Raw genomic sequence first — 13,629 nt, 5'->3', positions numbered from 1 at the left:
GCAGATCAACCGGCCCGACCTCAGCGCACTTCCCTGAAAACGGGTCAGTCCGATCGAAGACCGGATTCGCCTCACCGGCCGACCCGCGGACCGCGGCACCATGTCCAGGCTGGCCGCGATGGCCAGCCGGGTGACCGCGCTGCCGATCTTCCCGCCACCGATGATCCCGAGAGTCTTTGTCATGCGGGCTCTTTCGCGGGTGTCCACTGCGCAGCCGACCCGGCGGCCGGACCGGCTGCGCTACGGAACCAGCGGGGCGATCACCGGAGCACAGCCGGTGATCGCCCCACCGGGGCAACTGCGTGAGGGTTAGGAGTGGGCCGGAGCCGCAGGCGCATCGGTGCCGTGCTGAGCCTGCAACTGGTTGTACTTCTGTGTTCCGGCAGCGAGACCGACCGGGATAGCCAGGGCGAGACCGCCGACCGTAGCTCCGAAGCCGCCCACCGCGACCGCACCGATCAGGCAGGTCGCCGCGAGCGCGGGGACCGTCAGCGTGCCCGCCGAGATGAGCGTCATCAGCGTGCCGCCCGTTGCCATGCCGAACGGACAGCCCACTACCGCGCCGAGCACCGAACCCACCGCGGAACCCACCGCGAAGGCAGCACCCATATGCGGGTTCGCAGCCTCGACAGCCTGATTGAAGTTCGACATAGGATCACCCGCCACCGGGGCCGCGGCTGCGGTGATCGGAAGCGCCGCAGCTGTGCTGGGCGAGTCGGAGGCAGCCGGTGCCGAGTCGGCCTCGTCCTGGATCGGAGATCCGGCAACCGTCCGGCCCGTAGCATCACGGACGTCGAATTGGCCCTGCTGCATGACTACGGTGCCGAAAGGCGTGCTGAGCACCGACTTTCCGACGGCGAGGTCGTCGCTGAAATGCACGCCGGGCGCAACGTCGGTGGTGACGGATTGATTCTGCTTGGCATCGACGGCCACCCCGGTATCCGCGTCGGCGCGCGCGGTACCGGCGGCGATCGCGACCGCTGCCGCAGTCAAGGTGGTGACGGCCATGCCACGAGTCTTGAGGTTCATTGTTATCTATCTCCTGGGTCGGGTGAGCTATCGGGCCGAATCGGGGTTCGGGACCTCTTCGGCGATCAGCCCCTTGGAATGCAGCGAGTTGTATTGCTGGCCAAAGGCATTGCTCATCGCGGGTGAGCCGGTCACGATGCTGCCGACGGTCCCACCCAGGAAGCCGAGGGTGCTCGCACCGATGATGCAGCCGCCGACGATCCCTACCGGTGTCAACACGGCCGTCGGGAGCGTGAGGGCACCGCCGGTCACCGCACCCAACGGGCACCCGACGACCACACCGATCGTCGTCCCGACCACTCGGCCTGCCGTGGAATCGTTGGCGAAGGCGCCAGTGATCGAGGTGAAGGCGTTCAGGTATTCCTGCCCAGGATCTGCGGGCCCCGCACCGGGCTGCTGCTGGGAACTATCGACCGCGACCGAGGACGCGGTCACGGCCTGATCCGCCTCGGCCGTCGCGGTTCCGGCACAAATCGTGCTGGCCACGATCGCAACGGCCGCCCATCCGGCCGCCTTGGGTATCTGATGCATGTTGCTGCCTCACTGATATTGGAGCTGAAGAAAAGCGAGAATCACGATCTCATAGAACGAGAATGCTGATACCCGTAAGGGCGCAGCCGAGAAATAGAAAGGCATCATGCCCACATGCAAGAACGGCATGGCTGTGCACCGCGGAGGCACCGACGGTTGACACGCGTGTCTGCGACGGTTCAGAGCCGCTGTCCTCAGCGGTCTTCTTCTGGCGAACGGCCGCCGCGGTGCGGTTCCGCATCTTCACGATAACTGACTTCTTCCCTACGCGAATCTCTCTCTCCATTGAGAGAATGTCATTCTTACAAGGGATGCGGGCAGTTAGAGGTGCTTTTGCGAATATTTGGCGACTACTGCTGCCCGGGCAGCAAGGTGAGGAATAGCGCGTGCGCGTCGGCGCACAGCCGGTCGCCATCGTGCAGGGTCGCGACCAAGAAGATCTTGCGCCCCTCCTGCCGCTCGACCCTGGCGCGGATGGTCAGCTCTGTGTCGAGCGGTGTGATGGACCGGTAGTCGACGGTCAGTGAAGCAGTGCGGATCGCCGCCCCCGAATAGGCGACCCCGCTCATGCCGAGCACGGTATCGAAGGCGAGCGCGACATGGCCGCCGTGCACCGCCGTATTGCCGCCGAGATGGAAGCGGCGAAAGGTAATACGAGCCGACACGCCGTCGCGGTCGGAGCGGTCGACGACTAACGGCGGCAGGGTGATATTGCCGTTCGCGGGCAGGTCGGATCGAACCCATGTGGGCACCGACCACTCGTCGACCAGGACCGTGTCCAACAGGCCGTTGAGTTCCTTCAGCGTGGTGATCGTCTCGAGCGCCACGTCATCGGAGGGGCTGGCCAGTCGCACACGGTCCATCAGGCCGCGAATCTGTTCGATGAACTCCCCGTAGTGCGGACCGCCACGGGAGATGTCGGGCGTGCGATCCAGCGACGGAGACCGTGCCGGCCGAAACCCACCTTCGTGGTGTTCTTCGGTGGGTAACGGCTCGAACTGGCTCTCATTCATGAGAATTACATTATCGCCCGCCGCTGCCGCACTGCGGACCGCCGCCCGCGCTATGGGACGGCGGCACCGTCGTGGGTGACCGCCTTTTCGTTCAACTGGTCACCCAGCTGCGCGAGATCGTAGGACTGCCTGGCCAGCCAGAAGCGCAGGAATCCGGTCAGCGAATAGCGCAGGAACAGCGCCGATCCCACCACGCTCGCGGCCACCGCGCCGAGAGCGAGGGTTATCGCATCACGTTGTGCCAGTGGGTCTTTGGTGCCGTGCGACATGAAGTACGAGACCACGGCCACCAATAGGCCCAGCACCATGAGGGTCACTCCGGTGCGCAGCCACAGCACGGCCCGGCCGGCCGCGGGATCGGGAATCTTGGCTTCGTTGAGTTCGCGGACGAAGCGGTCCGCGCGTGTTTCGGTCATTCGGAGCTTCCTAAGTAGAGGGCCGCCAGTTCGTCGCGGATGCTGTCGGGGTGGCCTTGTTTTTCGATGCGACCGCGCACGAGCACGGCCGCGTGGTCGGCGATATCCAGTACCGCCGCGGCGAACTGCTCGACGACCAGGACGGCCACGCCCTGGCGGGCGATTTCGGCGACCTGCTCGTAGAGCTGACCGACCACCAGCGGCGCCAACCCCATGGACAGTTCGTCGAGCATGAGGACCGCCGGATCGGTGGCCAGGCCGCGGGCCAGGGCGAGCATCTGCTGTTCGCCGCCGGACATGGTGCCTGCCGTCTGATCGGCCCGCTTCCCGAGGATCGGGAAGCGGGTGAAGGCGATCTCCTGAATCTCCTCGCGGGAGCGACCCGTGAAGGTCATCATCAGCAGGTTGTCGCGGACCGACAGATTGGGGAAAATGCCGCGCCCCTCCGGGATCAGGCAAACCCCGGCCCTGGCCAAGTCGCGTGGGTCGGCACCGGTCATATCGCGTCCGCCCAACCGCAGTTGGCCCGACGCGACCGGATGCACGCCGGCGGCGACCTGCAGTGTGGTGGTCTTGCCCGCGCCGTTCGGCCCGAGCAACGCGACCACCTGACCGCCGACGACACTCAGATCGATGCCGTGCAGCACCGTGATCGCGTCATAGGCCGCGCGCACCTCGCGCAGTTCCAATAGCGGGCCGGCGACGAGATCAGTTGTCGGTGTGACTGTTTCGATACTTTCCACGGTCATGCCGCCCCCAGATAGGCCGCGAGCACGGTTTCGTCGCGCCGGATCAGCTCGGGTGGGCCCGAGGCGATGACCTTGCCGAGGTCGAGTACATAGACCTCGTCACAGACATTCATGACCAACCCCATATCGTGTTCGACCAGCAGCACCGCCGTCCCGTCGGCGGCCAGCGAACGCAGCAGCGCCGCGAATCGCTCGGTCTCACTGTGGTCCTGACCGGCCGCGGGTTCATCGAGCAGGATGAGCTCTGGTCGAGCGGCCAGTGCCCGGCCCACCTCGATCAATCGGCCGGTCCCCGTCGGTAGCGCATCGGCACTGCTGTCGGCGACTTCGCGCAGGTCCAACCGTTCGATGATCTCGTCGACCACCCGGGCGGCATGCCGACGCTGTGGCCCGAGTTCCGCGGCCACCAGCAGATTGTCACGAACGCTCAAGCGTCCGAACAGTTCCAGCCGCTGGAAGGTGCGAGCCATCCCGAGCCGGGCGCGGCGGCCCGTACCGAGCCGGGTCACATCGCGCCCGTTGATCAGCACGCGCCCCGATGCCGGTTTGCGCAGACCGCAGATCACGTCGAAGAACGTGCTCTTGCCCGCACCGTTCGGACCGATCAATCCGGTGACATGACCGGCTTCGGCCACCAACCCCGCGCCGTCGAGCGCGCGGTGGCCGCCGAAGACGACGCTCACATCCTCAACTTGCAGCAGCGGTGGCACGGCTCAACACCTCCTCGTCCTGGGTACGCCATGGCCGCCGAATCCCCCACCATTCGACCGGTGGTTCGGGTTCGGCCGGCACGCGCTGCCGCGCGATCCAGACGCGGGCACCGATGACGACCAGCACCAGTCCGAAGAACAAATGCCAGCCGGTGATCACATCAGCCAGTCGAAGCACCCACAGCAGCACCGAGACGACCAGCACCACCGGCATCACCACACGATCGCGGAACATCGGCAGCCATTCCTCCCGCATGGTGGCAATCGCACCCTGACCGAGCATGCCACCGGCGAAGGCGATACCGCCCAGCGAAGGCAGCACCTGGGACAGGTTCAACAGCGACGGCCAGAGGACCGGAATCACCAGCAGCGGCCCGGCGTAGGCCGCGCCGGTGAAGAAGCCGCTGCCGACCGCGCCGAGTCCTGCGATCACCACGATCAGGAAGATCGGCAAGCCCGAAACCAGGTTGAAGTGATCGGAGGTGACAGCCCGCAATTGCATGCCGTACAGCGCACCGCCGAGTCCGGCGATCGCCGCCGAGAGGGCGAACACCAGCACCTTCGCCATCAGCAGATTGCCGCCGAGGGTCGCGTACGCGGCCTCGCTGTCGCGCATCGCGATCAATCGCCGCCCGAACCGGCTGCGCCGCAGCATAGCTATCGCGAAGCCCGCCGCCGCCAGGCATACCGCCGCGAATACGGTCACCTGGGCGGTGCTGTCGAGATGCAGGCCGAACAGGTGCGGCCCGACCAGACTCACCGAGCCCTGTTCGAAGAAGTTGATCTTCATGCCGAATATGTGCACGGTCGGCAAGGTGAATACCCACCGGTCGAGCACGACCGAGAACGCCACCGTCGCCAGGGCCAGATAGACCCCGGACAGCCGGAGCGCGGGCAATGCGATCACCGCACCCACCGCACCCGCGACCGCCATTGCCAGCAGCAGTGCCCACCACTGCCCGTCCGCGCCGTACTGGGCATAGACGACCGCCCCGACTCCGGCGATGCTGAGCTGACACAGCGAGATCTGCCCCGCGTATCCGGCCAACGGCACGAACGACAACCCGATGACGCCGAAGGCGAAGATCTGCCCGTAGGTGATCAGATCGGCCTCGCCGAGGACCGTGGCCAGTACGACACCCATCGCCACGACCACTCCCGCGAAGGCGGCCGATCCCGAAACCGTGGGCAGCGGCACCGGACTCAGGCGCCGATCCCGACCGCGCAGCCGTCCGTGCGGGAACACCAGCAGCGCGATGAACAACAGCAGCGCGGGTGCGGCCAAGCGCAGACCCGGCAGATATTCGTTCTGCGGCAGATAGCCGGTGAGGTAACTCTCCAGACAGCCGACCACGATCGCGCCGAGGAAGGTCATCGGCAGGCTGCGCAACCGGCCGAAGATCGCCGCGGTGTAGGCACTGACGATCAGCAGCGACAACTGCGGCGCATCCAGCGCGACCGTGGGCGCCACCAGGATGCCGCCGATCGCCGCCAACTCGATGCCCAGAATCCACGCGACTCGGTTCGCCCGCCGCGGGTCGGCGCCGGTCAGACCCACCAGCGCGCGATCGTCGACCGTGGCCCGCATTTCCGCACCGGTCCTGCTGCGGTACAGCAGGATCCGCAGGCCCACGGCAACCGCGATCGCGACCACCATCGTCAATGCCTGATGCCAGGTGATGGTGATGACGCCGAAGTGCAACGGCCGCTGTTCGGCGAAGAACTTCGGCAGGGTACGGGCCGTGTTGGGGTCCCACACCCATTGGGCGAGCAGGATCAGACCACTCAGCAGGGCAATGGTCATCACCAACTTCTCCGCATCGCCGAGGCCTTGAGTAGGCGCCAGCGCCCACGCGAAGAACAAGCCGAACAGCGGCGCGAATACCAGCAGCACCGCGGCGATCGCCAACGGCGCGGGCACGTCCCAGCCGATGTGCAACTGCCAGTACACGAATGCCGACATCATGCCTGCCGCCCCGTGCGCGAAATTGAATACGCCGGTGGTGGTGTAGGTGAGCACCAGGCCGCTACCGATGATCGCGTAGATGGCCGCGGTGCTCAGCCCGACGATGCCGAAGGCGAGGAATTGCTCCATTGCCGAACGACTCCGCTACTTCAAGTCGCTGGTGCTGAGCCCGACATCGGCGAGGGTCATGGCCTTGCCGTAGTCGTTCTTGTACACGTAGGCGTCCATATCGCAGCGGTATGGACCGGTGTCGGGTTTGAAACCGGTGGCCTGCTGCCAGCCCTGCGGGGTTGCCTGCACGATGTTGTAGCACTTCGGCAGGGCTCCGGTCGGCCGCAGATCCACCGGTGCCTGTAGGCCGCCCGCGGTCCACGCCGTCTCCTTGCTGGCGGCGTCGTACACGCATTTGCGAGTCAACTGATCACCGCAACTGGCAGCCGATTTGGCGAAAAGCAGCCACTCGGAGAAAGCACGCAGCGCCGGATAGGTGACATCCTTACCGGGCGCGTACTTGGCGAACAGGTCCTTCACCAGCTTGACATCCGGCACCGTCGCGGACGCCTCGAGCGGCGCGATGCCACTCAGATCGGCGAAATTGTTCTGCGCCGCAAGGGATTTGCCCGCCAGCTCCAGGAACTGCGAGTTGTAAGCGTTGCTGTTGGCGTCGATCCAGTCCAGCTTGTAATCCATCCCGGTCAGCACATCCTCGAGCTTGGCCAGGCTGCGGAAATCGCCGAGGAAGATCAGCCCCTTGACGCCCTTGCTCTTGATCGACTGCGCATACGGTGTCCAGTCCGCGACGCCGGTGGCCGGATAGAGCTCGTTGTACACCACCGAGGCGTTCATCGCGCTCAGCGATTCCTGGAATTTGGGCACCATCGCCTTGGTCACCGGCGAGTCGCCGGTGATGATGCCGACCGCACCGGCCGAGGCAGGGTAGGTCGTGAGCAGCCACTGGTGATATCCGGTGTATATGTCGTAGGGGCGAGAGGCCGACGCGCCGCCGCCGACCTGCAGGTCGGATCCGGAGTTCTTCACATCGACGACCTGCGCCGGAAACTCCGGCAGCAAGCACTTCAACCGATCCTCGACGCCGAGCGAATCCAGCGCGGCGCCGCCACCGACCAGCGCGAAGTCCTCGCGGCAGGCCTCGATCATGCGCTGGCGGACTTGCATGAGCTTCGCATCGCGCACGGTGGCCACCAGCTTGCGCCCGCCGACACCGCCGGCCGCATTGCACCAGGAGGTGAAAACATTTGCCGCATCGACGAATTCGGTGTTCTTGGTGAAACCGACGTCACTGAAGACCCCGACCTTGATCTCGCCCGCGGTGACACCCTGCGCGGACGAACTCGACGGCTTACCGGCCTGGCAGACATTCTTCAGATCACCGAAGTCGCCCGACGCAGTCGAGCTGGTGGTGTTGGTGCCCTCGACTTCCTCACCACCACGACTACAGCCGGCCGCCAGCAGCGCGGCTGCCAGCAGAGCAACGAGTATTCGCTGCGATTTCACGTTTCCTCCTCTATGGGACGCCGCCACGATCGGTCGAGGCCCGCGTCCCTGTTCTTCATCGAGCGGCGCCCCCTACCGGATCTGGTGCTCTCGCCGTTGGGAAAGCAGCTTTCCATATCAGGAGAATCAGTAAGGTCGATTTGGGAAATGTGGTCTACATCGAACTTCGGCGACAGCTCGACCAAGCCCACCGCGCAGTAAGCCGCCAGCACGCGATTGCCACCAGACAGGAATGAGAATAGGATTCTCACAAATAGTGAAGGAGGATCTCATGCCGGCCCAAACCTTGCCGTATCCGCTGTTCGACGCGGACAACCACATGTACGAGACCAAGGAGGCACTGACTCGCCACCTGCCCAAGCGGTACGAGGGCATCATCCAGTACGTCGAGGTCAACGGCCGGACCAAGATCGCGGTGCGGGGGCAGATCAGCCAGTACATCCCCAATCCCACCTTCTCGGTGGTCGCGCGCCCGGGCGCCATGGAGGATTACTTCAAGAACGGCAACCCGGAGGGCAAGAGCCGCCGCGAGATCTTCGGCGAACCGATGAAGGCCATCGACGCCTTCCGCGAGCCCGGGCCGCGCCTGGCGCTCATGGACGAGCTGAAGGTCGACCGGAGCTTGATGTTCCCCACCCTGGCCAGCCTGGTGGAGGAGCGCCTGCGCGATGATCCGGAAGCCATCCACGCCATCGTCCATTCGCTGAACCAGTGGATGCTCGAGACCTGGTCGTTCAACTACAAGGACCGGATCTTCGCGGTTCCGGTCATCACCCTGCCGATCGTCGAGGAGGCGATCAAGGAGCTGGAGTGGGTCGTCGAGCACGGCGCCAAGGCGATCCTGATCCGCCCTGCTCCGGTGCCGGGCTTCCGCGGCCCGCGCTCGTTCGCGCTGCCGGAATTCGATCCGTTCTGGAAGCGGGTGGTCGAGCTCGGCGTCGCCGTGACCATGCACACCTCCGACAGCGGCTACGCCCGCTACACCCAGGAATGGGACGGCGCCAACGCCGAGATGCTGCCCTTCGTCACCAATGCCTTCAGCATGGTCAACGAATGGCGACCGGTGGAGGACGCCGTGACCTCGCTGCTGTGCCACGGTGCGCTGCTGCGGCATCCGGAGCTGAAGGTCGCCATCATCGAAAGCGGCGCCGCCTGGCTGGGCCCGCTCATGAACAAACTGTCCGAAACCTTCAAGAAGGCGCCCGAAGGCTTCGGCATGCAGAACCCGATCGAGACCATCAAAAACCAGATCTTCGTCAGCCCCTTCTACGAGGAGGGCGTGAGCGACCTGATCGATCTCATCGGCGTGGATCGAGTGCTGTTCGGGTCCGACTACCCGCACCCAGAGGGCCTGGCCCAGCCCACCCACTTCGCCGACATGCTCACCCATCTGCCGGTCGAGGACCAGGCAAAGATCATGGGCGGCAACCTGGCCGGTCTGCTCGGCGTATGAGTGGTCGGGCCCGGAGGCGACGGCGAAGCGTGACCACCGCTCATACGCCGAGTAGGCACAACGTATGAACTGGGAGACCATCCCGCAGATGGTCATGAGTGCGGCCGACCGCTTCGGCGCCGCCGAAGCGGTCGTCGACGGACCATTGCGGATCAGCTTTACCGAACTTGCTCAACGGGTCCGCCGAGCCGCGGGCGCCTTCGCGAACGCCGGAGTCGAATCCGGTGACCGAGTGGCGATCTGGGCGCCCAATTCGGCCGAGTGGATCATCGCGGCGTTCGGATCGCTGAGCGCGGGCGGGGTGCTCGTCCCGGTCAACACCCGGTTCAAGACCGAGGAGGCCGACGATATCGTGCGCCGCAGCGGGGCGAAACTGCTGCTGGTGCAGCAGGGCTTCCTCGGCGTGGACTACGCGGGTCCGCACGGCGTGCCGGTGATCGACCTGAAGTCGGACTTCCTGTCCAGCGGTGCGCCGTTCGAACGGCAGGTGCGTGGCACGGATATCGCCGACATCATCTATACCTCGGGCACAACCGGAAAGCCCAAGGGCGCCATGATGAATCATCTGCAGACCCTGCGGCTGTATTCGGAATGGTGCGAGCTGGCCGATCTGCGGGAGGGCGATCGCTATCTGATCGTCAATCCGTTCTTCCACACCTTCGGGTACAAGGCCGGGATCATCGCGTCGCTCATCCGCGGCGCGACGATCCTGCCGGTCCCGGTCTTCGACGTCGATCGGGTGCTCGAGTTGGTCGAGCGCGAGCGGGTGACGATGCTGCCCGGTCCGCCGACCCTCTATCACTCGCTGCTGGAGGCCAAGGACCGTTACGACCTGTCATCGCTGCGGACGGCGGTCACCGGGGCCGCCGATATTCCGGTCGAACTGATCCGCCGGGTGCACCAGGAGTTGCCGTTCCGATCGATCATGACCGGATACGGGCTCACCGAGGCGGGCACCGCGACGGCGTCGCGCCCCGGCGACACCTTCGAGCAGATCGCGACCACCGTCGGAACCGCCTGCGACGGCATCGAAGTGCGCATCGCCGATGACGGCGAGGTGCTCGTCCGCGGGTATTCCGTCATGCAGAGCTACCTCGACGATCCCGAGGCGACCGCCGCGGCCGTCGACCCCGAGGGCTGGCTGCACACCGGCGACCTCGGCAGCCTGGATTCCGACGGACGGCTGCGGCTCATCGGCCGTAAGAAGGACATGTTCATCGTCGGCGGCTTCAATGCCTATCCGGCCGAGATCGAAGGCGTTCTCCTCGAGCATCCGGCCGTTGCGCAGGTAGCGGTGGTCGGCGTTCCCGACGAGCGGCTCGGGCAAGTCGGCAAGGCGTTCGTGGTAGCCGCCGGACCGATTTCCGAACAAGAACTGATCGGCTGGGCCAAGACCCGCATGGCGGGTTACAAGGTCCCGCGTTTCGCGGAGTTCCGGGAAGCGCTTCCGTTGAATGCCACCGGGAAGGTGATGAAGGATCAGCTGCGGTAGGCCTACCGCAGGTTCTCGATCACCTTCGCTCCGAATTCGGCCAACGTCTCCGGTGCGGCGAAATCGGTGAACCACACATAGAACCGCTCGACGCCGCGCTCGACGAGGTCGCCGAAGTGCGCGACGAGTTGCGCGCCGTCGCCGACGACAAGGCCCGCACCCAGCTGACCGAATCGCCGAGTGCTGCGCGCGTGTACCTGCGCGGCATCCCGGCCATGGCCGACGAAGCCGACCATCTGTTGGACGGATACCCGCGCCGACCCGATCTCGGATCGCAGTTCGGTCAGCCGATTCAGTTGCGGCGCAGGCAGATTCCACCAGGTCGCGTAGTCACGCACCAATTCGAGCAGGGGTGCGCCGGTGCCGCCGATGACGATCGGAATCGGTGTACTCGGCGCCGGCACCTGCACCGGTCCCTCGGCATTCGGTGCGCCCCAATACTGGTGCAGCAGTTCCAGACTGCGCCGCAGCCGAGCGCGGCGCGCGGCCGCCCGGTCCCGGGTGATGTCGAATCCCACCAGCTCGTGCGGTACCGAGCCGGCGCCGAGGCCGAGTTCGAATCTGCCGCCCGATGCCTCCTGCAGCGTCACCGCCTCCTTGGCGAGAATCGCCGGATGTCGGAACGAGTCGCACAACACCAGATGGCCGATCCGCAGCCGCTCGGTGCGCGCGGCCACCCATGCCGCCATCGTCATCGCCTCCCACAGCGGTAGTTGCTCGGCGCCGGGCGCGACCAGATGATCGATGAACGCGATGCCGTCGAACCCGCCGGCCTCGGCCACGCGGGCCCGTTCCACGATGTCGTCGACGCGTAATTTGATCTGCGGCAAGAATAGAAACCACTCGGGCACCGGATTGTTCACAGCGCGAGGCCACCATCGACGGCGACCGTCGCACCGGTCATCGCGCTGCTGTCGGGCCCGGCCAGAAACGCCAGGACGCCGGCGATCTCACCCGGGTCGAGCAATCGGCCGATCGGCTGCTGGCCGGCGAAACCTGTCGGATCGGGCATTCGGTAGAGGCGCGCGATCTCGGCCAGCAGCGCGGTATCGGCGGAGCCGGGACTCACCGCGTTCGCGGTTACCCCGGTGCCGCCGAGTTCGGCGCCGAGTGCCCGAATCAGCCCTGTCACACCGGCTTTCGCCGCACAGTAGGCCGCCAACTGGGGCAGGCCCTTCGTCGCGGCGGCCGAGGCGATGGCCAGGAACCGCCCCGATCGCGGTGCTGGCCGGGCCAGCAGCGCCGGAACGGCCGCCCGCGCCAGATTCACGACTCCACCCAGGCAGACATCCAGGACCGCGCGCTCCTGCTCGATCGGCATCTCCCACAACGGAACTCCACCGGCGATGACCCCGGCCGCCGCGACCACCGCATCCAGCCCACCCCAAGTAGCGACCGCCTCGGCCACCGCGGCTTCCAGCGCCGCCGGGTCGCGCACGTCGGCGATGAACGGTCGCACGGCACCGACCCGGTGCACCCGGCTGCTCGCCTCGGTCGCCACCGCGACGAGTTCCCGTTTGCTGCCCATCGGATAGGGCAGTGCGGGATCATCGGTCGCCAGATCCACCGCGAGCACCGACCAGCCGCGAGACGCCAGTTCCAGTACCGTCGCCGCGCCGATTCCCCGTGCGGCACCGGTGACCAGCGCGACCCGCCGATGCTCCGAACGCGAAGTCACGCCGACCTCCGAACCGCCGGATACTCGGCGACCGGTCGACGCCGATGCGAATAGTCCTGCGACTGCTTCGACGCGTCCATCCGGTCGATCCCGGCCGGCGCCGAATTACCTTGTCCGCCTGGGCATTCCGTATGAGCCCAGCCGCTCCGCGGGCTGCGCCGCTCGGTGAACAGTCGCGAGTTGAGCCAGATGGATTCGAATCCGCCTTGGGCACGGATGTTTCCGGTGTGCAACCGGTCGTGGTCAGCGAACGCGTACACATCGCCGACCGGGTCGATCACACACATCACCCGGCCCGAATTCGATCCTTGCAGCGATTCGCCGTAGCGGGACAGTTGCGCTCCGGTCAGGACATTCGCGTCGTGCTCGCGCAGCCAGTCATCGAGCATCCGCCGCTGATCCGCCATCAGGTGCGGTTCGTCCGAGACTCGGCCCGATGGCCGGGTCAGCCGAAGCTGTGCACCGAACATATCGGCAATCGCCTGCAAAGCATCGAGCTGGCCGATATTTCGGCTGGTCACGGTGACGGAAAGCTCGAATCCGTATACGCCCGACGAGGCGAGCAACTCCATCGCGCGCACCGCCGCCCGGTATGCCCCGGTGCCGCGCACCGCGTCGTTGACCGCCTCGGTCGCGCCGTCGAGGCAGATCCGCACAACGATGTCGCCGTTGCCGGCGATCCGCCGCGCGGCATGGGGAGTTATCCGAATTCCATTGGTGGAGAACTTCACTCCGATGTGCTTGGCGGTGGCGTAGTCGACCAGTTCCCAGAAGTCCGGGCGCACGGTCGGCTCGCCGCCGCCGATATCGACGCGGCTGATCCGCATCCGCTCGAATTCGTCGATCAGGGCCTTGCATTCGGCGGTGCTCAGCTCGCGCGGATCGCGGCCGCGAGGGCCGGCCGAGCAGTGGATGCAGGACAGATCGCAGGCGTGGGTCAGCTCCCAGGTCGGACAGGTCGGCGCGGCGACGGTTTCGCTGGTGTTGTCGATCATGGGGACTCCCGCGTCATTGCTTGCGCCACCGAGGTGGGAAATATTGTTCTCGTCATAGGATAATGACATTCTGCCAGGCGAA

General features: G+C 65.9%; 14 protein-coding genes. 3 read left to right on the top strand and 11 right to left on the bottom strand.

Annotated features, from left to right (window positions below; all coding sequences use genetic code 11):
- The first annotated feature begins 100 nt into the window (after positions 1-100).
- Positions 101-313 (top strand): hypothetical protein, encoded by a 213-nt coding sequence (locus ACQPYR_RS13605; protein ID WP_433631935.1) that lies wholly within the window; start codon positions 101-103, stop codon positions 311-313.
- Here the strand turns inward: ACQPYR_RS13605 and ACQPYR_RS13600 are convergent.
- The 8 genes from ACQPYR_RS13600 to ACQPYR_RS13565 form a co-directional block, all read right to left on the bottom strand.
- Positions 310-1,029, bottom strand: a complete 720-nt coding sequence (locus ACQPYR_RS13600) for a hypothetical protein (protein WP_433631933.1) — start codon at positions 1,027-1,029, stop codon at positions 310-312. The genes ACQPYR_RS13605 and ACQPYR_RS13600 overlap by 4 nt on opposite strands.
- Positions 1,030-1,056: 27 nt before the next feature.
- The gene (locus ACQPYR_RS13595; RefSeq protein WP_433631931.1) at positions 1,057-1,560 is read right to left on the bottom strand and encodes a hypothetical protein; all 504 of its coding nucleotides are present in this window, start codon (positions 1,558-1,560) and stop codon (positions 1,057-1,059) included.
- Positions 1,561-1,910: 350 nt separating this feature from the next.
- Entirely contained in the window at positions 1,911-2,573 is a 663-nt protein-coding gene (locus ACQPYR_RS13590; RefSeq protein ID WP_433631929.1) for a PaaI family thioesterase, read from the bottom strand.
- 50 nt (positions 2,574-2,623) lie between these two features.
- Positions 2,624-2,989 (bottom strand): hypothetical protein, encoded by a 366-nt coding sequence (locus ACQPYR_RS13585; protein ID WP_433631926.1) that lies wholly within the window; start codon positions 2,987-2,989, stop codon positions 2,624-2,626.
- Positions 2,986-3,738, bottom strand: coding sequence for an ABC transporter ATP-binding protein (locus tag ACQPYR_RS13580; RefSeq protein ID WP_433631923.1), 753 nt, complete (start codon positions 3,736-3,738; stop codon positions 2,986-2,988). Before ACQPYR_RS13580 ends, ACQPYR_RS13585 begins: the two co-directional genes overlap by 4 nt.
- On the bottom strand, positions 3,735-4,448 hold the full coding sequence (locus tag ACQPYR_RS13575; protein ID WP_433631920.1) for an ABC transporter ATP-binding protein: 714 nt from the start codon (positions 4,446-4,448) through the stop codon (positions 3,735-3,737). Before ACQPYR_RS13575 ends, ACQPYR_RS13580 begins: the two co-directional genes overlap by 4 nt.
- Entirely contained in the window at positions 4,426-6,543 is a 2,118-nt protein-coding gene (locus tag ACQPYR_RS13570) for an ABC transporter permease subunit (RefSeq protein WP_433631917.1), read from the bottom strand. Before ACQPYR_RS13570 ends, ACQPYR_RS13575 begins: the two co-directional genes overlap by 23 nt.
- Before the next feature lie 15 nt (positions 6,544-6,558).
- Positions 6,559-7,929 carry an ABC transporter substrate-binding protein gene (locus ACQPYR_RS13565; RefSeq protein ID WP_433631914.1) on the bottom strand — a complete coding sequence of 457 codons (1,371 nt, stop codon included), beginning with the start codon at positions 7,927-7,929 and terminating at the stop codon, positions 6,559-6,561.
- A gap of 271 nt (positions 7,930-8,200) precedes the next feature.
- On the opposite strand from ACQPYR_RS13565, the gene ACQPYR_RS13560 reads away from it, so the two are divergent.
- Together ACQPYR_RS13560 and ACQPYR_RS13555 are read left to right on the top strand one after the other, a co-directional pair.
- Positions 8,201-9,382 (top strand): amidohydrolase family protein, encoded by a 1,182-nt coding sequence (locus tag ACQPYR_RS13560; RefSeq protein WP_433631911.1) that lies wholly within the window; start codon positions 8,201-8,203, stop codon positions 9,380-9,382.
- Between the two features lie 64 nt (positions 9,383-9,446).
- Positions 9,447-10,874 carry a FadD3 family acyl-CoA ligase gene (locus tag ACQPYR_RS13555; protein WP_433631909.1) on the top strand — a complete coding sequence of 476 codons (1,428 nt, stop codon included), beginning with the start codon at positions 9,447-9,449 and terminating at the stop codon, positions 10,872-10,874.
- Positions 10,875-10,876: 2 nt separating this feature from the next.
- On the opposite strand, the gene ACQPYR_RS13550 is transcribed toward ACQPYR_RS13555, so the two are convergent.
- Genes ACQPYR_RS13550 through mftC form a run of 3 tightly spaced genes read right to left on the bottom strand, consistent with a single transcriptional unit; the run spans position 10,877 to position 13,616 of the window.
- The gene (locus ACQPYR_RS13550) at positions 10,877-11,725 is read right to left on the bottom strand and encodes an LLM class flavin-dependent oxidoreductase (protein ID WP_433635123.1); all 849 of its coding nucleotides are present in this window, start codon (positions 11,723-11,725) and stop codon (positions 10,877-10,879) included.
- An 8-nt stretch (positions 11,726-11,733) separates the two neighbouring features.
- Entirely contained in the window at positions 11,734-12,552 is an 819-nt protein-coding gene (locus tag ACQPYR_RS13545; protein ID WP_433631906.1) for a mycofactocin-coupled SDR family oxidoreductase, read from the bottom strand.
- A complete protein-coding gene (mftC, locus tag ACQPYR_RS13540; RefSeq protein ID WP_433631904.1) occupies positions 12,549-13,616 on the bottom strand; it encodes a mycofactocin radical SAM maturase in 1,068 nt (355 codons plus the stop codon). The genes ACQPYR_RS13545 and mftC overlap by 4 nt, the downstream gene beginning before the upstream one ends.
- Positions 13,617-13,629: the final 13 nt, after the last annotated feature.

Origin of the sequence: Nocardia sp. CA-120079, from assembly GCF_050955745.1 — a bacterium.
In the GTDB taxonomy this organism is placed as follows: domain Bacteria; phylum Actinomycetota; class Actinomycetes; order Mycobacteriales; family Mycobacteriaceae; genus Nocardia.
This window is presented reverse-complemented; position numbering and strand designations above follow the sequence as displayed.

Bases quoted from the DNA above. Each gene is read 5' to 3' on its own strand.
- ACQPYR_RS13580 (WP_433631923.1), bottom strand. From the start codon at position 3,738: ATGACCGTGGAAAGTATCGAAACAGTCACACCGACAACTGATCTCGTC.
- ACQPYR_RS13605 (WP_433631935.1), top strand. From the start codon at position 101: ATGTCCAGGCTGGCCGCGATGGCCAGCCGGGTGACCGCGCTGCCGATC.
- ACQPYR_RS13585 (WP_433631926.1), bottom strand. From the start codon at position 2,989: ATGACCGAAACACGCGCGGACCGCTTCGTCCGCGAACTCAACGAAGCC.
- mftC (WP_433631904.1), bottom strand. From the start codon at position 13,616: ATGTCATTATCCTATGACGAGAACAATATTTCCCACCTCGGTGGCGCA.
- ACQPYR_RS13590 (WP_433631929.1), bottom strand. From the start codon at position 2,573: ATGAATGAGAGCCAGTTCGAGCCGTTACCCACCGAAGAACACCACGAA.
- ACQPYR_RS13600 (WP_433631933.1), bottom strand. From the start codon at position 1,029: ATGAACCTCAAGACTCGTGGCATGGCCGTCACCACCTTGACTGCGGCA.
- ACQPYR_RS13560 (WP_433631911.1), top strand. From the start codon at position 8,201: ATGCCGGCCCAAACCTTGCCGTATCCGCTGTTCGACGCGGACAACCAC.
- ACQPYR_RS13555 (WP_433631909.1), top strand. From the start codon at position 9,447: ATGAACTGGGAGACCATCCCGCAGATGGTCATGAGTGCGGCCGACCGC.
- ACQPYR_RS13595 (WP_433631931.1), bottom strand. From the start codon at position 1,560: ATGCATCAGATACCCAAGGCGGCCGGATGGGCGGCCGTTGCGATCGTG.
- ACQPYR_RS13570 (WP_433631917.1), bottom strand. From the start codon at position 6,543: ATGGAGCAATTCCTCGCCTTCGGCATCGTCGGGCTGAGCACCGCGGCC.